This window comes from Acinetobacter sp. UBA5934 (assembly GCF_002430855.1).
Taxonomy (GTDB): domain Bacteria; phylum Pseudomonadota; class Gammaproteobacteria; order Pseudomonadales; family Moraxellaceae; genus Acinetobacter.
Genome location: NZ_DJDC01000119.1, coordinates 1 through 17,657, shown reverse-complemented (window position 1 = coordinate 17,657; position 17,657 = coordinate 1). Strand labels below are relative to the sequence as shown.

Here is a 17,657-nt window from a genome sequence, read left to right as displayed (position 1 = left end):
ACCCCTTATGTATTTGAAGTAGATTTTTGTTCAGTTTTGGGTTGTGCTTGCTGCGCAGGTTGAGCTGCTTTATTGGCTTGTGCGGCAGGTTGACCGGCACCTTGAGGCGCAGCTTGAGGTTGATAAGGTTTAGCAACGACAGTTGCGCCTTCTTTCACCTTGGCAATACCATCAACAATCACTTTTTCACCGGTTTTCAGGCCTTTAGTGACAATCCAGTCTTTACCTTGAACACCCGCAGTTTCCACTGGGCGTGTTTCAACAGCGCCTTTGGCATTCACGATCATGGCAATGGCCTGGCCTGTTGGCGTACGGGTAATCGCTGCCTGAGGAATCAGGATGGCATTTGGAATCACACCCTGCACGATTTGAGCAGTGGCATACATACCTGGAAGCAATAAATGATTTGGGTTCTGGAACACGGCACGCAAAGTCACGGTGCCGGTATCCGGATTCACGCTGGCATCAGAGAATGCAAGACGACCTTCAACCGGATAGGTGCTGCCATCTTCAAGCTTTAATTTCACTTTCGTGTTGTTGCTGCTGCCTAAGCTGCCTTGGCTCAATTGTTGACGTAAACGCAATAATTCTGCACTAGACTGGTTAATGTCGACATAAATCGGGTCTAGGCGCTGTACAGTCACCAAGGGTTCAGCCTGACTGGCTGTAACCAGCGCACCTACAGTCACGGTAGAGCGGTTGGTTTGACCTGAAATGGGGGAACGCACGGTTGAATAACCGAGATTGATTTCTGCATTCTTAAGCTCAGCTTGAGTGGCAGCAAGATCTGCTTCAGCCAGTTTTACTTGTGCAGCAATATCATCATATTCTTGTTTTGAAATGGCATTGGTGCCAACAAGTTGACTGTAACGTCCTTCTTTCACGCGTAATACGTTCAAGTTGGCCTGTTGACGATTCAGCGCAGCACGTGCACTGGCTACAGTTTCACGGTTGGTTCGCGAGTCAATTTCATACAGGGCCTGTCCTTTACGTACATAACTACCTTCAGTAAACAGACGTTTAAGAATGACACCACTGGTCTGTGGACGAACTTCAGAAATTTCAAAGGCCGTCATACGACCTGAAAGTTCTACCGATTGCTCTACGCTTTGGGGTTGAGCAACAATGACACCTACTTCAGTCGGTGGCATTTGTTGGGCTGCTGCAGCTTGCTGCGCATCCTTAGGATCTTTGCTACAACCAACAAGTGCAATACTTGTTGCTAATGCGCAAGCGGTAAGGGCGGGCGCCCATAGCTTTGCAGACATCATTGTTCCACCTCGATTAGATTCTTATCTAAAAACTAATTTGTTTTCGCCCTACTAAATTTGACATACAGCAGATAAAGTAGTGTGATCCAAATAAAACCTATGCTCCAACCAGCCAATACATCAGAGGGGAAATGTACCCCAAGGTAAACCCTTGAAATTCCCATAATGAACAACCAAACAAAAGCACATATACAAATTAAGGTATGCTGTGGATGTTTCTGACTGAGATAAATTGCAAGACAGCCCAAAGCCGCGGCATAAATACTATGCGCACTGGGAAATGAAGCACCATAACTTTGAACCAGATGATACATTTCGGGTGGGCGAGGCCTTGAAATTACGTATTTGAGTAGCCAAACCGTGGCTATACTTCCTATCAGTCCTAAACTAATGAAAATAACATTTGTATATTTTTTATACCAAGCTTGGTGTAAACACCAGATTGTGGTTAAAAATAACACAAATAGCATACCGCCTATAGTCGAAAGTGCGATAAATATCCTATTTAGAGACAAGGTACGATGCTGGCTCAGCCATTCAATCATCACCCAGTCGAAGAGATTCAAGGATGGGATGGCAAGCATTAATATGCTGAAAATAAATAAGAAAAATCCTACACCAAGCAACAGATAAGGCATGTAAGGAACCTTTGTTATCTTAGCCGATTGAAGCATGACTAATTTAATGGTTAAAGTGTACTCATCAGTACACTTTATTTCAAGTATGTGTAAATTATGCTTTTCTTTTTACCGATTTTTTAACGCGAAGTAAAACAAAAATAGCAAATTACTTCAGTGCCGATTTTGGGGACGGTGAAAACTCATCTACTTCCAATGGCGTTTTCGGTGGCCAAAAAAAGTCACTTGGGCGGGTTAAAAAGTGAGTGAGTACCAGTTTAGCCAATGGTTTCCATTGTTCAAAGCGAACCCGGCGGGCACGTAAAGCCACAATAATGGTCAGGCTGAAACTCACAAATAAGTTAGTCAGGCCAATCAACAACACCCCTAAAAATGAAACAATAATCAGGCCAATTTCAGGACTACCATTAATACAGATCAGGCCTTGAATAAAGTTGGCTGAAGCAAAAGCAATATGGCGAATGTCCAGTGGCAGCCCTAAAATAAAACCGATGGTGCCCATACTGCCAAGCATAATCCCGAACAGGAAGTTCCCCGCCAAAGCTCCTAAATTTCGTTCAATATAGGCTGCGAATTTATTCAGGCGTTCTTGTCCCATTAAGCGCTTTAAGCGGAAATGCGCCTTTAAGCGTGGACCAACTTTGCGGTACACCGCCATATTGTCAAAGTAACCGGCAATCAGACCTGAAAAGAACAGACACACACCGGCAATGGCGGCATGAGGAATCGCCAGTGAAGTAAATGGATTCAGTGAATGTAAAGTCTTGGTGGCTTTGGCATGAGTTAACAGGGGTTCATCCATGCCATATTGCCACAACAGGGTAATGACCGCTGCGGTCGGAATGGCAATCGAAATATTACCTAGAATGGCAATGAACTGGGTCCGGATAATATTAATGATTAGTGCGGCAAGTTCAGCAATCTGTGCAGTTTTGGAGCCTTTAGTATGCTGTACTGTGGCGGCAAGCGCGGCTGCCGTCATGGCGGGCTGTTTAGTGGCAACGGTAAAATGCAGTACATGAATCAACATAAATCCGAGTGAATAATTCATGCTAAAGACAAAGGCCTGCATGATCGGCGCCATGGCCAGTCGTGCTGCCAGTATCTTGAGGGTTGCCATGGTGGCAATAATCACACCTGCACCTGCGGCCGATTTATACATCGACCAGAAACCCTGCTTGTCAGTACTTACGTAGTGTTCACCGGTTTTACTGGCATTTTCTGTGACTTGTAATGCAATCAGTTCACTGTTTGCGGCTAACAGTGAGCGTACACTGCGCTCGCTATAAATGGCATGCGTGATATCGACCAGCAATAAGCCTAGAGACTCATAGCGAAGCTGATCTTCATCCATAATCAGATTCAGCAACAGTTCAATACGGTCCAGGCATTGTTCCAGTAATGATAGCAAATAAGTCAGGCTTAAACTGACCCCAATTCTTTTGGTGGCACGACGAATTTTCAACGCCACATCCCGACATTGCTCAATCATAACCAGCGCTTGAGAAGCGTCTGGTACAACAGTTAAGGCCAGTGCGTCGGTGTTTTGATAGAGCATCTTGTAATGCTGGATGAATTCATTGATTTCCCGGTTCTGCGCCAGAAAAGGTGATTCATATTCGGTGAGTTCCGGATGGGCATTAATAAATTCCGGATACAGGCCAATGCCGCTAATCCGGTAAGATAAAACGGTAATCGCTTTAATCAGCTCGCTTTTAATTTTGAGCTTTTGCTGTTGATTGCTGTGCCCTTGATTGATGAGTCCAAACAGCTTTTGCCAGTCTTCTTCAGCAATACTGTCTAGCCAGTATTTATCACTGCGTTGATAAAAAACCCGGCGTAGCAAATCTTGCAGTTGGCTTTCGTCATTAATCAGGGGGAGAAAGTGCGCCCCCAGACGCTGTACCAGCTGATTCCAAAAGCCATCCAGAGACAAAATACCAGTGTCAGCATATAGACTGGTTTGCTTGTATTGATTAATGAGTTTTAAGATAAAATTTTGAAAGCTAATGGCCGCTTGCGGAGTAAGCAGCAGCGCTTGAATGAAAGCCTGAAATTTGTTGTTAATTTCGTCCAGATCGGTGGAATCATCCGGTCGAATACGGTTCACTAACTCAATAAGCAGTGAATCATCAAGAACAGCCTGATTGGTTTCAAGCTGTTCCTGCATTTTTAAGAATAGATCAGTAAAATTTATATGCATAGGCGAGGAGTAAAACTATATTTTTCAAATCTCATTATTGAATCCGGTTGAGGGCAAGCTGGGTCAAATTAATCAATGCCTGGCGATATTCACTGTCCGGAAGTGCATCTAAAGCTTTGAGTGCAAATTGTGTTTCTTCAGTGGCACGCTGACGACAATAATCCAGAGCCCCGCAGTTTTGCACAATCTCGATCACACGGTCCAGATGGTTAAGACCACCCGTGGCAATACTTAAACGAACAATTTCATGTTCTTCATCGGTGGTTTTTTGCAGTGCAGAGATTAATGGCAAAGTCGGTTTGCCTTCCATTAAATCATCACCAATATTTTTACCTAATGTTTCAGCATCAGAAGTGTAGTCTAAAATATCATCAATAATTTGAAAGGCATTGCCAAAGTGACCGGCAAAAACGCGTAGCGGTTCACGATAGTGTGGGGTACCCGCTAAAATGGCTGCACCTTCAGTAGCCAGTTCAAACAGGCGTGAAGTTTTGCCATGAATAATGTCGAGATAGGTTTTTTCCGTGGTTTCTGGCTGATGCTGTGCTTGCAGTTGCAACACTTCACCTTCCGCAATTTCACAGGTGCCGGTAGAAAAGTCTTTCAGCAAGGTCATGTCGTTCAGATCGACCAGCAAATCGAAAGCACGCGAAATAAGGAAATCACCGACCAAAACCGCAGTCTGGTTATTCCAGGTGGCATTTGCTGTAGGACGACCGCGACGTAAGCCTGACTCATCCACCACATCATCATGCACCAAGGTCGCAGTGTGCAGCATTTCAATAATCGCTGCCAGTTTACGTTGCCGTTCGATATCTTCTGCGCCACAGGCTTTTGCAGCCAATAAGCACATAATCGGACGCATGCGCTTACCACCGGCTTCCACTACGTGTTTACTGACCGCCATCACCAAAGCAACTTTTGAAGTGATCCCTTCATTGATAAACGTGTCCATCGCAGCAAAATCTGAAGCAACAGGAGCGAGAATGTCTTGCTTGAAGTCGATGGCCATACGAAGAGAAACCTCTAAAAATTGAATTGCTTATATAAGTTCTGTTGATATTTCGGCAGGAAATAAGTTTCATGCTCAACTTTAACCTGCAACGCTAGCCGTTGATGAAATGTCAGCAGACCTTAGTGTAACAACTATATCTGACGATATAGTTAAGATCTTAATATAGTTGCTTAAATCCTGACTAAGCAAATGATTTTAAACGCGTCCCCAATCCAGCAACTCATCTGCTGTCTGGATAGCGTTGGCATTTCCTAGTGTATAGTAGCGAATTGATTTTAAAAATCTATTTCATTTTATAAAATCTAAGATCCGGATGTAAAAGCAATTTCGGCTTCATAATTTGATCGTTGATAAATTAAACAAAATTAAAGCTCAAAAAAACACTGAAACAGCTTGTTGTTTGATTTATTATCACTTAATATGTTTGCCCTTATATATCCCCCCAGTGGCGTTCGTATTAAGATCGATATATTCCTTTATCGGCACGACGACACGGGCATGTTTGGAGTACATTATGTACGCAGTAATCCAAAGCGGTGGTAAACAACACCGTGTGGTTGAGGGTGAAACCCTTAAAGTAGAATTATTGAAAGCTGAAACTGGTACAACTATTACGTTTGATGACGTATTAATGCTTGTAAACGGCGAAAGCATTCAAATTGGTGCTCCAGTTGTTGCTGGTGCTACAGTAACTGCTGAAGTAGTTAGCCACGGTCGTCACGACAAAATCCGTATTGTTAAAATGCGTCGTCGTAAACATTACCGTAAACAACAAGGTCACCGTCAATGGTTTACCGAGTTGAAAATTACTGCTATTTCAGGCTAATTACGAGGATTATGAAACATGGCTACTAAAAAGGCTGGTGGATCGACACGTAACGGTCGTGACTCAAACCCTAAAATGCTAGGTGTTAAAATGTACGGTGGTCAAGCTGTGACTGCTGGTAACATCATCGTTCGTCAACGTGGTACAGAATTCCACGCTGGTGCAAACGTAGGTATGGGCCGTGACCATACTTTATTTGCTACCGCTGATGGCGTGATCAAATTCGAAGTGAAAGGTCAATTTGGCCGTCGCTACGTATCTGTTGAAACTGTATAAGTTTTAATGGCGCGAAAAACCCACATTTAATGTGGGTTTTTTTATGGGTGTAAATTATTCAAAACAATTTCAGTTCTTCATCATGATGTAGAAATCTCTACATTGGATATTAATAACAATACAAAACTTCTTATTTTCTCTACTTTTAGCCACATTATTTGGTTTAAGATGGACACATTGAACAAATTGCGATACTGCAAATAAAAAAGGTGATGATATGAAAATGCTTCGTAAAACCCTGTGTGCGATGACCCTAGGTGCTGCAACGCTCGCACCGGTAATGAGTACCACTGTTTTTGCTGCACCTGTAGCAGCATCGGAGCAGCAAGCAACCAATAATCTGGTGAAACAGTTAACCAATATTCGCACTTTGTCTGCTAACTTTGAACAAACCACAAAAGCGACCTCTGCTGCTAAAGCCCCGCAGAAAAAAGGCTTGACTGGACAACACATGAATCAAACCTTTAAAGGGGTGATGAAGGTTGCACGTCCGGGTAAATTCTTCTGGGAAACCACCAGTCCTTCAAAACAAACGATTGTGACTTCAGGTAAAACCGTTTGGATTTATGATCCTGACTTGCAGCAAGCCGTGCGTCAAAGTCTGGATGAACAGGTGGCCAATACCCCTGCATTATTACTATCGGGCAATACCAGTCAGATTATGAAGTCTTATCGTGTGACTCAACCCGATAAAGGCAAGACTTATTACACTTTGTATCCAAAAGTGAAAGACAGTGCATTCCAAAGCTTGACCATTAGTTTTGGTGCAAACAAAGCCCCAAGTCTGATGATTTTGCAGGATTCGTTGGGTCAAACCACCACTGTTCGCTTTAACAATGTGAAATTGAATCCATCGATTGCTTCGTCAACTTTTAATTTTACTCCGCCTAAAGGCACCGATATTATTGATCAATAATTAATTGATTTTTAATCACTTAAAAAGGTTTTAAGCCTCACTTAAAAGCAGTCCTATGGGACTGCTTTTTTGCGTTTATTCTGTTAAAAATGAGTTAAGTTTTAATTAACCCAGCCCAGTCTTACAAAAATATGTTCAAGCTTGGCCATAGACCTTACAATTCATACTACTTAAAGATAATAATTTAGTGATCAGGATTGAGTATAACCATACGCAAGATCAACTTTGCCTAACACTAAGAAAAAGCAAAAAGGCAAAAGCCCAGGAGAATTAAAATAGTGGAAAATAAGAGTACAGTGGCTTCATCGTCAGATTATCCGCGTTTTACCCCGCTTAAATCCAAACTCAATAGCTATCGCCAAAGGGTGATGGGGCTAGGGGTGAGCTGGCTGCAAAGAAGATCAAAAAAGACAGCTAAAAATAGGGCAGAAAATCCCTATCTACATGGCATATTTGGCCCTGTGGATGAAGTGGAAAAGCACGAATTTCAGGTGATCGGTGAAATTCCCCAGCACCTGACCGGGCTATTGTTAAGAATTGGATCCAATCCCATTCATGTTGAGAATCAAGATTTATATCACTGGTTTGCAGGCGACGGCATGTTGCACGCTTTAAAAATTGAGCAGGGTCGAGCTACATGGTTCAAAAGCCGCTATATCGCCACGGATTCCATCCAAAAGCAAAAGCATGAGCCTGTTAAAGCCGGGTTTCGCCGTGGGCCAGGGGATGTGGTCAATACCAATGCTTTTTATCATGCCAATCAGATCTGGGCGAGTGTTGAAGCAGGCGCTTTGCCCGCACGTTTAGACTTGGAGTTGAACACACAGGAACACCGTTTTTTTAATACCGATGCAGATCTGCCTTTTACTCCACACCCGCATAAAGACACTCATAGCGGGCATTTGCACGCGATTTGCTATGATGCGCTGGATATTAAGCATGCCTATTATGAAGTGATAGATCAGCAAGGTATGTTGCTGCATTGGACCAAAATTCCGGTACAGCATGGTCCCATGATCCATGACTGTGCTATTACCGAGCAAGATGTCTTAATTTTTGATTTACCGGTCACGTTCTCTTTCAAGCAACTCATCAAAGGCAATCCTTTGCCTTATCAGTGGAATGACCAGCATGCTGCGCGAATTGGCATTTTGCCTAAATATGGTCATGCCGATGAAGTACAGTGGATCAATATTGAACCCTGTTTTATTTTCCATGCCGCCAATGCTTACCGCAATGAGCAACAGCAGATTATTCTGGATGTGGTCGTGCATCGCTCCATGTTTAAAAAGTCCCATCAGGGTCCGTTTGAGCAGCAAAAAACCCAGTTGGAACGCTGGACCATAGATCTAAAACGGAATGCGGTAGATCGCAAGGTTATTGATTGGCAGGCGCAGGAATTCCCAAGAATCGATGAACGCTATACTGGTGAGCAGCATCGTTATATTTATAGTGCCAGTTTTGATTCTTTAAACATGACCCAAGCCAATCATCTAATTTGCCATGACCTGCAAAGCCATGAAAAAACCATCTATAAATTTGGTGAACAATGGATGACTGGAGAAGTGGTGTTTATTCCGGAGTCAGCAGTCGCAGCAGAAGGTGAAGGCTACTTGTTGTCTTATCTGCATCATATCCCTAAACAGTCCTCCAAAGTGGTTATTTTAAAAGCCCAAGGTTTAAATATTCAGCCTCAGGCAGAAATTATACTGGGAACCCATGTACCTTTAGGTTTTCACGGTAATTGGATCGATTTATCTTAAAATCATGCAATTCTGATCAGGATTCAGCTTTATTCAACTAAAACTGCTGCAAGATACATATTTAAAATTTTATTCAGTGACTTGGCTTTGTATAGTGCAGGGGCATTATAAAAGGTATCAGGTTGTAAAAATAAAATGGAAATACGCATGAATCAACAATGGCTATGGGCAGTTCCTGTTTCTTTAGCAGCGCTTGTCATGGCGGGATGTCAGGAACGACCTGCTCCACAGCCTGAACAGGCAAGTACGACCCAGCAGGAAAATGTGCAGACAATTCCTCTGATTCAAGCCAAAGTTGTTCCTGTAAAACTGAGCAAACCAGAAGCGTGTGATGCTGAAGGTTGTACCCAGTATGAAATTCAAACGGTAAAGAGCAACCTGAAGTGGGTGGATGACTATTTTATCGATCGGGTGAAAAAAGCCGATCCGATTGCGTTTTCTACAGCGCCCAATGAAAAGATCAATACTGCCGAAGGGGCGAGTCCTGATTTAAGTCAAAGCTCGACTTATATCCGTTTTGTCAGTCAACAGTATGATCGGGCAACCTTTGCCATTCAGACCTATACCTATTCATCTGGTGCAGCGCATGGCATGTATCATCAGGAATTTGTCAATTTTGATTTGAAAAACAAAAAGCGTCTGGCGCTGCAAGATATTTTGATGAAAGGCACAGAACAGCAACTATTAAATACTTTGTATGATTCAAATAGCATCTGGCTGGAACAGCACAGTATAGAAAGAGACAAGCTAAAATTAAGTGATAATTTTTATTATGGTGCTAACGGCATTGTCTTTGTTTATCCCTTATATGAACTGGCTTCTTATGCAGAAGGCATGACTGAGCTGACCTTGCCTTATTCAGCACTAAGCAAACTGATTAAAGCGGAATATCTGCCAAGTTTGCCAAAGTATCCAACACCATAATTTCAACTTAATTCGGCTAAAGTTGCTTTAATAAGCCACAGCTGTCCGTTCGATCACTGTCTTTTTTAGTGTTTAGCGCTTACACTATAGCCAGTTTTTTTCTTTGCAAAAGATTGGCTATGATCGACCCGAAATTAATCAGAAATAATATTGAGGCTGTAAATTTAGCCTTGGCAAAACGTGGTGTACAGCTGAATGTAGAAGAGTGGGCTTCACTTGAAGCTCGCCGTAAAGAGCTCCAGTCGAAAACTGAAGCTTTACAGGCAGAACGTAATTCGGGTGCTAAACAAGTTGGCCAAATTAAAAAATCTGGTGGCGATGCATCTGAAATCATGGCGCGTATGGCAGCCATTGGTGATGAAATTAAAGCAGCTGAAGTTGCGCTGACTGAATTGCAAACTGAAATTGAAACCAAGTCTTTAACTATTCCAAACATGCCGCATGAATCTGTACCTGAGGGTAAAGATGAAGACGATAACGTTGAAATTTTAAAATGGGGCACACCGCGTCAATTTGATTTTGAAATCAAAGATCATACTGACCTCGGTGAATGGATGGGCGGTTTGGAATTTGAAACTGCGACCAAACTCACCGGTACGCGTTTCAGCGTATTAAAAGGGCCATTGGCGCGTTTACAACGTGCTTTAACTCAGTTCATGCTCGATACCCATACCTTAAAAAATGGTTATACCGAAGCCTATGTACCATACCTGGTGAATGCAGATTCATTACGTGGTACAGGTCAATTGCCTAAATTTGAAGAAGATTTATTCAAATTACAAGGTGAAAAAGAATACTACCTGATTCCGACTGCCGAAGTGCCAGTGACCAATTTCGTGCGTGATGAAATTGTCGATCCTGAACGTTTGCCACTGAAATATGCTGCGCATACGCCATGTTTCCGTAGTGAAGCCGGTTCTTATGGTCGCGATACTCGTGGTTTGATTCGTCAACACCAGTTCGACAAAGTTGAGATGGTGCAAATTGTAAAACCTGAAGACTCGATGCAGGCTCTAGAAGAATTGACTGGTCATGCTGAAGGTATTTTGCAAGCCTTAGGTCTTCCATATCGTAAAATTATCCTGTGTGGTGGCGACATGGGCTTTGGCGCAATCAAGACTTACGATCTGGAAGTATGGGTACCAAGTCAAAATACTTACCGTGAAATTTCAAGCTGTTCATGCATGGGTGATTTCCAGGCACGCCGTATGAAAGCACGTTACCGTGTCGATCAAAAGAAAACTGAGTTTTTACACACTCTAAATGGTTCAGGTTTGGCGGTTGGCCGTACCTTGCTTGCCGTGATGGAAAATTATCAACGTGCAGATGGTTCGATTGAGATTCCTGAAGTGCTACGTCCATATATGGGTGGTGCAGAATTTATTGATTAATCTCCGGATTGATCAATAATTATGTGAATAGCACAATTTTGTGCATGAAAATTGCTTAAGACAGTCAGATTTAAAATATTGAGGTAATTCGTGGATATCTTTCCAATCTCTTTAAAGTTGCAACAGCAACCTTGTCTGATTGTCGGTGGTGGACATATTGCTTACCGTAAGGCGGTACTTTTGGCAAAAGCAGGCGCAGTCATTGATGTGATTGCACCTGAAATCGAAAGTTCTTTGCTTGAGATTGTTGAGTCAAGCCAGGGGCAGTATGTTCAGGCACCTTTTAGTCCAGATATTCCATTACGTGATTACCGTTTGGTGATTGCCGCAACCAACGATAAAGCCACCAACATTCAAGTTTTTGAAGCCTCTGAAGCTGAAAAAATATTGGTGAATAGTGTCGATGATCCGCCGCACTGTCGTTTTATGGTTCCTGCCATTATCGATCGTTCACCGTTAGTAGTTTCCATTGCCACCAATGGCACATCACCGGTGTTATCCCGTCAAATTCGTACTCAGCTCGAAGCCAGTATTCCGCATGGTATGGGCAAGCTGGCGGAATTTTCCGGAAAATGGCGTGCTGCAGTCAAAGCGAAAATTGCAAATCCGGATGAACGCCGTATTTTTTGGGAAGACTTGTATGCCAGTCCGCTCAAAGAACAGGTGTTTAATGACAATCTTGCAGAAGCGGATCGTTTAATCGAACAAGCCTTAACTGAGTGGCAAACGCCTAAAGGCGAGGTCTATCTGGTCGGTGCCGGTCCGGGTGATCCTGAACTGTTGACCTTAAAAGCATTACGCTTGATGCAACAGGCAGATGTCATTATTTATGACCGTTTAGTTTCTCCTGCGATTATGGATTTATGCCGCCGTGATGCGGAAAAGATTTATGTCGGTAAAGCCCGTTCCAATCATAGTGTGCCGCAAGAAGGCATTAATGCTTTATTGGTGGAATATGCAGCCCAAGGTAAGCGTGTTTGCCGTTTAAAAGGTGGTGATCCGTTTATCTTCGGTCGTGGTGGCGAAGAAATTCAGGAGCTGTTTGCTGCCGGTGTGGCGTTCCAGGTAGTGCCGGGGATTACTGCTGCTTCTGGCTGTTCTGCGTATGCCGGTATTCCTTTAACGCATCGTGATTATGCGCAAAGTGTTCGCTTCCTGACTGGACATTTAAAAGAAGGCTCGCCGGAGTTGCCTTGGAATGAACTGGTTTATGAAAACCAAACCTTGGTACTGTATATGGGTCTAGTGGGTTTGGAAAAAATATGTGCTCAACTGATTGCACATGGTCAACGTTCAGATATGCCAGTCGCCTTGATCTCTAAAGGGACGACACCAGACCAGAAAGTCGTGGTCGGAACCTTGGCAGATATCGCTTCAAAAGTGTCAGAACATCAAATTCAAGCGCCGACCCTGACCATTATTGGTGAGGTGGTAAAATTGCGCGAACAATTACAGTGGCAAGGCTAATTCGAGTCCTGTTGCATTGAAAGAGTAGAGAAATTCAGTGATTCATGTTGTTTTATACGAGCCAGAAATTCCTGCAAATACGGGGAATATCATTCGTTTATGTGCCAATACCGGTGCGCAATTGCACTTGGTCAAACCACTAGGTTTTGAGCTGGATGATAAAAAGCTCAGACGTGCAGGGTTGGACTATCATGAATGGGCACATATGAAAGTTTGGGAAAACTTTGCAGAATGTGTGGCGCATTTAAAAGAGCAGGGGATTGATAACGATGCGATTTATCCCTTAACCACCAAAGGTTTTGAAACTCCGCATACTTCAGACTTAAACCGTCCGGTTGCATTGTTGATGGGACCTGAAACCCGTGGTCTGCCTGAAAATGTTCGCATGATGTTTCCTGAGAACCACTGGATTCGTTTGCCAATGGCGCCAAATTCACGCAGCTTGAACTTGTCGAATGCCACCGCTGTTATTCTCTATGAAGCTTGGCGTCAGCAAGGTTTTAAAGAACTGGTTTAAAATAAAGTTATAAAAAAAGACGCATGAAGCGTCTTTTTTTATGCATGGAATTAACCCATTAATGAGTATTATCAAACTCGTTATGTTGTGGAGCCGGGTGTTTGAAGCCTTTGGTTTTATAACCCAGGTACAAAATACCGAACATTGCCCACCATAGACCGAATTTTAGTGCGGTATCTTCAATTTCTAGCCACATCGCAAAAATGCTTAAGAAGCCCAGTAAAGGAATCACAACAAAGCTGAAAATGTCTTTGATGTTTTTGGTACGGCCATCACGTAATGCATAACGTGAAATCACCGACAAATTCACAAAGGTAAATGCAGTTAAAGCACCAAAGCTGATCATCGAAATCACGATGTCCAAATCCATAAAGCCAGCGGTTAAAGCCACCGCACCTACAATCAGAATGTTGTAAACCGGTGTGTAGCTTTTTGGACTGATATGACCAAAGATTTTTTTATTGATCACGCCATCACGACCCATCACATACATGAGACGTGATACACCTGCATGCGCAGAAATACCCGATGCCATCACGGTGACGATTGCAAAGTAAAGCACTACAGTTTTGAATGCTACGCCGCCTACTGCTAGAAGAATATCTGGCTGGGTTGCAGCGACATCTTCAAAGTAAGTCTTCGGATCATTCGGGAAGTAGATTTGCATGAAATAGGTGCTGATAATGAAGATAATACCTGCAAGCAGCGCCGTAAGGAAAATCGCTTTAGGTAAGGTTTTTTCAGTATCTTTGGTTTCTTCTGCCAGTGAGCTGAGTGAGTCAAAACCGGTAAAAGAGAAACACAGTAAGGTTGCACCGGTAATTAAAGGACCTAAAGCCGTCATTTCATTCCAGAAGGGTTCCAGGCTCCATAACTGGTACTTGGCATTCGCTAAGCTACCATCGGCATTGACCCCGCCTGCAAGCAGCGTGTAAACCATCCAGGTGAAGTAAGCGATGACTGCCAGCTGAACCACTACAATCAGGCCATTAAAGTTGGCAACGAATCTGGCACCACGTAAGTTTACCCCGGTCATGAATGCAGTCAGTACAACCACCCAAACCCAATGGTTAACTTCAGGGAACAGTGCTTCCAGATAAATGACCGCCAAAATGATGTTGACCATTGGTGACAACAGGTAATCTAACCATGATGACCAGCCGACCATAAAACCGACATTAGGATGGATCGATTTTTGTGCATAAGTATATGCCGAACCTGATGACGGGTAACGGCGGATCATATGTCCGTAACTGATAGACGTAAACAGAATTGCAATTAAGGCAATAATGTAAGAAGTTGGTACGTGGTAATGGCTTTCTTCAGAAACCAGACCGAACGTATCAAATAGTGTCATTGGTTGAATATAAGCTAAACCAATAATAATAATGTGCCAGAGTCCAAGCGTTTTTTGCAGTTTAGCTGCCGATTGAGTCCCAGAGATATTTGTCAACGGCGTTATCCTCTTATCGTTGATCAAGGATCAGTCATGTTTACAAGGATCGTTTGAGACGAACGATCCCCCCTATATGAATAAAACAAAAGTGCGCCAATCTACTCTAGTTTGGTCCCTTTTGCCAATATCTTTATGAATTTTTAATGCAGAAAATATGCCATTTGATATAAAAAATTAGCTTTAATTTTCCATAAAGTAAAAGCCTGATGCTTAAAAAAACATCAGGCTAATTTTTAGCTATATTCGCTTAATTTTCAATATTTACCAAGCTTTTTCTAAAATTGCTTTTAAATCACTCAAGCTGGCTTCTTTAGGATTGTAAATAATGGAACCATCATTTAATGCTTTATCTGCAACCTCGTCGAGTTGCGCTTCTGAAACCTTACCGGTTTCACGTAAAGTACGTGGCAACTTGGTTAAAGCATATAAGCGGTCGCGCATGGTCAGAATTGTGGCAATCGCTTTGTCGGCGCGTAAATGCGCAGGAGTCTGCGCATAAATATCTGGTCCTGCTAAAGGAAGTAACAATTCGGCAATCTTGTCACCATTCACTTCCTTATTGTACTCAAGCACATAAGGCAGGAACAGGTTCATGCATAAACCATGAGGCAGGTGAGCCACTGCACCTAAGGCATGTCCGAGTGAGTGAACCAGACCGACCATAGAGTTAGAGAAAGCAATGCCAGCCATGGTTGAGGCTTGTGCCAGTTCCAGGCGACCAAATTCATCCGTCGGATTGTCCAGAACATTGAACAGGCTGTTGCTGACTTTCTTGATCGCAGCGGTCGCATAGGCATCACTGATCGGGTTGGCTGCCATACAGGTATAAGCTTCAACTGCATGAGTCAGTGCATCCATAGCCGTCATGGCAGTCAAATGCGGTGGTAAGGTCTGGGTCATACGCGGGTCAAGAATCGCTGCATGCGGCATCAAATAATAAGATGCAAACGGCATTTTGACGTTTTTCTCAAGATCAGAGACCACCGCAACCATCGTCACTTCTGAGCCGGTACCCGAGGTGGTGGGAATCACAAAAAATGGTTTTAACGGTTTTGGCAGGTTATGTGCACCTGAATATTTAAGCAGGTCATCGCCACCTTCAGTCACCAGAATATTGGTTGCCTTGGAGGTATCAATCACCGAACCGCCACCCACAGCGATAATCGCATCACAATTATTGTCTCGATAAGCTTTGGCTGCATTGCGAACGGTTTGTACACTTGAATCTGGTGGAACATCATCAAAAATATAACCAATTACCGCATCGGTCGATTCAAAAGCCGCCTCAATTGGGGCAAGTAGGTTATTGCTGCGTACACCTTTGTCGGTAATGATCAGTGGGCGTTTTGCACCTAAAGTAGCAAGTTCAAACGGAATATGTTCTAACGCGGCATGACCTGCGATGACTTTTACTGGACAGAAAAATTCGTAATAAGGCTTAGCCATGTTATGCACTCCGTTTAAAATAGGATTGAGCTAGTTTCAAATAAATATTTGCAGCTCCAGTCAGTTTTTCTTTTAGGCTTAATTCGGTTGGATATTGTTTTACAGCAAGCTCAGCAAGCAGTTTAGGTAAAATCAGTGCTTCCATTTTGTTTAAGCAGCGTACCAGACGAATCGCGAAAGAAATGTCTCCATCGGCAATCATACGGTCGTGAGCAAAAGCCTGCGCAGTACTTTCCTGAAAAGAAAATACTAAAAAAGCATGACTTAAGTGCTTAAAAGTAATGGTAAGGTCAGGTTTGCTGCTGACAGATCGAAGTAATTGTAATTGATGGTCTTCCGTGACTTTTGCAATAAAAGCAGGACCATTGGGAAATACCTTCATCGATAGAACGAAATCCACAGGGAATTTTGCAACTTCCTGTTTGACTTCGGCGTCGACTTGACTCGCCATTACCAGACCTCTGCCAATCACATCCATCATGAGTTTGACATAGGTCAGTTGTAAAGCGGGCTTAACGGATTTGGTTGAAATCACTCGCGTATCCCTTATCTAAAAAATATTTTATTAGTTTAGAGTAAATACTCTAATTTATTTTTATGCCAAAAGCAAAGTTATTGTTGCATGATTTGAACTTCACTAAAGTAACCGCTGTTGTTGAAAGTTTCAATAATATCGACGCATAAGTTCTCGAATTTTGGGTAATCTTTCACTAAATCCTGAATGCGGACCATCTCCAAACCAGCATAACCACATGGGTTAATAGTATGGAAACCAGTCAGGTCACAATCAATATTCAATGCCAGTCCATGATAACTGCGTCCTTTGCGGATTTTAAAACCCAGAGAACCAATTTTACGCTCATTGACATATACACCCGGTGCATCCGGTTTGGCGTAAGCTTCAATGCCATATTTTTCCAGCAGTTCAATCATCAAATTTTCAGCATACGATACCAAAGTGCGTACATTCCAGCCCAAGCGGTTTAAATCAAACATGAAATAGGCAACCAGTTGCCCCGGACCATGCCAGGTGACCTGTCCACCACGATCGGTTTGAACGACTGGAATATTGCTGGGCATCAGGATGTGTTCAGGCTTGCCAGCTTGGCCTTGGGTAAGCACATCATGATGCTGCAGAATCCACAGTTCATCCGGTGTATTCTCATCGCGGTTTTCAGTCAGGTTTTTCATGTCCTGAAAACGATCGAGGTAGGGAGTAAGCTGGTTAAATTGACGAATAATCAGTTTGGGTTTTAGAACAGCATCAGTCACGTGAAGTGCGTCCTTAAAAAATTTCAACAGGATAGAAGGATTATAATGAAATCATGCTGAGATAGGAGGTGATCGCTGGCCGATTTAAAGTTTTTTGCAGAATTAGTCATATTTTTATTGTTATATAAATAAAAAAACACGCCAGAAGCGTGTTTTTTATGTGCTCTTAAAGAGCAGTTTTAATCAACGGGCAGGCTGCGAGGTCAGAATATAAAGCGTGCACCTGTTCCAGCTCTACAAACACAATCTGGGCAGTTAAAGAATGGTATTTTCCAG

The 17,657-nt window shown here is 42.9% G+C and carries 17 protein-coding genes; 8 read left to right on the top strand and 9 right to left on the bottom strand.

Annotated elements, in window-relative coordinates; translation table 11 throughout:
• Positions 1 to 5 precede the first annotated feature (5 nt).
• The 4 genes from B2Y23_RS08330 to sdsA all read right to left on the bottom strand — a co-directional run bounded on the left by B2Y23_RS08330 (position 6) and on the right by sdsA (position 5,124).
• Positions 6 to 1,271 (bottom strand): efflux RND transporter periplasmic adaptor subunit, encoded by a 1,266-nt coding sequence (locus tag B2Y23_RS08330; protein ID WP_291370173.1) that lies wholly within the window; start codon positions 1,269 to 1,271, stop codon positions 6 to 8.
• A gap of 32 nt (positions 1,272 to 1,303) precedes the next feature.
• A complete protein-coding gene (locus B2Y23_RS08325) occupies positions 1,304 to 1,909 on the bottom strand; it encodes a phosphatase PAP2 family protein (RefSeq protein ID WP_291370171.1) in 606 nt (201 codons plus the stop codon).
• 148 nt (positions 1,910 to 2,057) lie between these two features.
• Positions 2,058 to 4,112: a site-specific recombinase gene (locus tag B2Y23_RS08320; protein ID WP_291370169.1), complete on the bottom strand. Its 2,055-nt coding sequence runs from the start codon at positions 4,110 to 4,112 to the stop codon at positions 2,058 to 2,060.
• Positions 4,113 to 4,146: 34 nt separating this feature from the next.
• Positions 4,147 to 5,124: an All-trans-nonaprenyl-diphosphate synthase gene (sdsA, locus tag B2Y23_RS08315; protein WP_291352738.1), complete on the bottom strand. Its 978-nt coding sequence runs from the start codon at positions 5,122 to 5,124 to the stop codon at positions 4,147 to 4,149.
• A gap of 517 nt (positions 5,125 to 5,641) precedes the next feature.
• On the opposite strand from sdsA, the gene rplU reads away from it, so the two are divergent.
• From rplU to B2Y23_RS08275, 8 genes are all read left to right on the top strand, one after another.
• Positions 5,642 to 5,953 carry a 50S ribosomal protein L21 gene (rplU, locus tag B2Y23_RS08310; RefSeq protein WP_086196864.1) on the top strand — a complete coding sequence of 104 codons (312 nt, stop codon included), beginning with the start codon at positions 5,642 to 5,644 and terminating at the stop codon, positions 5,951 to 5,953.
• An 18-nt stretch (positions 5,954 to 5,971) separates the two neighbouring features.
• A complete protein-coding gene (gene rpmA, locus B2Y23_RS08305) occupies positions 5,972 to 6,229 on the top strand; it encodes a 50S ribosomal protein L27 (RefSeq protein ID WP_166325924.1) in 258 nt (85 codons plus the stop codon).
• A gap of 217 nt (positions 6,230 to 6,446) precedes the next feature.
• Positions 6,447 to 7,145, top strand: a complete 699-nt coding sequence (gene lolA / locus B2Y23_RS08300) for an outer membrane lipoprotein chaperone LolA (RefSeq protein ID WP_291352733.1) — start codon at positions 6,447 to 6,449, stop codon at positions 7,143 to 7,145.
• Between the two features lie 278 nt (positions 7,146 to 7,423).
• Positions 7,424 to 8,908 carry a carotenoid oxygenase family protein gene (locus tag B2Y23_RS08295; protein WP_291370167.1) on the top strand — a complete coding sequence of 495 codons (1,485 nt, stop codon included), beginning with the start codon at positions 7,424 to 7,426 and terminating at the stop codon, positions 8,906 to 8,908.
• Positions 8,909 to 9,055: 147 nt separating this feature from the next.
• A complete protein-coding gene (locus B2Y23_RS08290) occupies positions 9,056 to 9,832 on the top strand; it encodes a DUF3298 domain-containing protein (RefSeq protein WP_409514817.1) in 777 nt (258 codons plus the stop codon).
• A gap of 119 nt (positions 9,833 to 9,951) precedes the next feature.
• On the top strand, positions 9,952 to 11,223 hold the full coding sequence (gene serS / locus B2Y23_RS08285) for a serine--tRNA ligase (protein ID WP_291352727.1): 1,272 nt from the start codon (positions 9,952 to 9,954) through the stop codon (positions 11,221 to 11,223).
• A 90-nt stretch (positions 11,224 to 11,313) separates the two neighbouring features.
• On the top strand, positions 11,314 to 12,690 hold the full coding sequence (cysG, locus tag B2Y23_RS08280; RefSeq protein WP_291352725.1) for a siroheme synthase CysG: 1,377 nt from the start codon (positions 11,314 to 11,316) through the stop codon (positions 12,688 to 12,690).
• 37 nt (positions 12,691 to 12,727) lie between these two features.
• Positions 12,728 to 13,207 (top strand): tRNA (cytidine(34)-2'-O)-methyltransferase, encoded by a 480-nt coding sequence (locus B2Y23_RS08275; protein ID WP_291352723.1) that lies wholly within the window; start codon positions 12,728 to 12,730, stop codon positions 13,205 to 13,207.
• A 58-nt stretch (positions 13,208 to 13,265) separates the two neighbouring features.
• Here B2Y23_RS08275 and B2Y23_RS08270 read toward each other — a convergent pair whose 3' ends face one another.
• The 5 genes from B2Y23_RS08270 to B2Y23_RS08250 all read right to left on the bottom strand — a co-directional run.
• Positions 13,266 to 14,660 carry an APC family permease gene (locus B2Y23_RS08270; RefSeq protein ID WP_291352721.1) on the bottom strand — a complete coding sequence of 465 codons (1,395 nt, stop codon included), beginning with the start codon at positions 14,658 to 14,660 and terminating at the stop codon, positions 13,266 to 13,268.
• Positions 14,661 to 14,924: 264 nt separating this feature from the next.
• Entirely contained in the window at positions 14,925 to 16,109 is a 1,185-nt protein-coding gene (locus tag B2Y23_RS08265; protein WP_291352719.1) for an iron-containing alcohol dehydrogenase, read from the bottom strand.
• A 1-nt stretch (position 16,110) separates the two neighbouring features.
• A complete protein-coding gene (locus tag B2Y23_RS08260) occupies positions 16,111 to 16,644 on the bottom strand; it encodes a hypothetical protein (protein WP_291352717.1) in 534 nt (177 codons plus the stop codon).
• Between the two features lie 77 nt (positions 16,645 to 16,721).
• Positions 16,722 to 17,381 (bottom strand): lipoyl(octanoyl) transferase LipB, encoded by a 660-nt coding sequence (gene lipB / locus B2Y23_RS08255; RefSeq protein ID WP_291352715.1) that lies wholly within the window; start codon positions 17,379 to 17,381, stop codon positions 16,722 to 16,724.
• Positions 17,382 to 17,547: 166 nt separating this feature from the next.
• Positions 17,548 to 17,657 (bottom strand): DUF493 family protein (locus B2Y23_RS08250; protein ID WP_291370181.1); only part of this gene is annotated, 110 nt, incomplete at its 5' end.